A 491-nucleotide genomic window follows, 5' to 3' on the forward strand; every position below is an offset into this window, starting at 1 on the left:
ATAATATACAGTCGTGTGAAGATTGAGACCCTATTCGAGATTCTGATTTGAGCAAGGAGCTTGTCTTCGTTCACTATTTACACCAAAATATCGATATGTCCAAGATGTAAGTTAGACTATATATATACTGCTGATAGATCAAGGATTACTAACTTGGAATTTTTTAGTCCTAGAAATTTCAAATTATTAGAAGAGTTGGAGAAAGGTGAAAAAGGATTGGGTGCTGAATCCATTTCGTATGGATTAACAAATCAAGATGACATAACCATGACTTATTGGAACGGAACGATCTTGGGCCCTCCCCATTCAACTCATGAAAACAGAATTTATTCGTTAACCATAGTTTGCGACCAAAGCTATCCGGAAAAACCTCCAAAAGTACAATTCATTTCAAAGATCAACTTGCCTTGCATCGATGAACAGGGAAGAGTGATGGATTCGGTATTCGACATTTTGAAGAATTGGAAAAGATCGTATTCTATGGAAACTGT

General features: G+C 36.3%; 1 protein-coding gene. It reads left to right on the forward strand.

The features are described 5' to 3' along the window. Positions 1 to 153: 153 nt before the first annotated feature. Positions 154 to 491: ubiquitin-conjugating enzyme E2 (locus E2E34_RS37780; RefSeq protein ID WP_208765431.1), on the forward strand; the 338-nt coding region annotated here is incomplete at its 3' end.

Source organism: Streptomyces albidochromogenes (assembly GCF_005981925.1).
GTDB lineage: Bacteria > Actinomycetota > Actinomycetes > Streptomycetales > Streptomycetaceae > Streptomyces > Streptomyces albidochromogenes.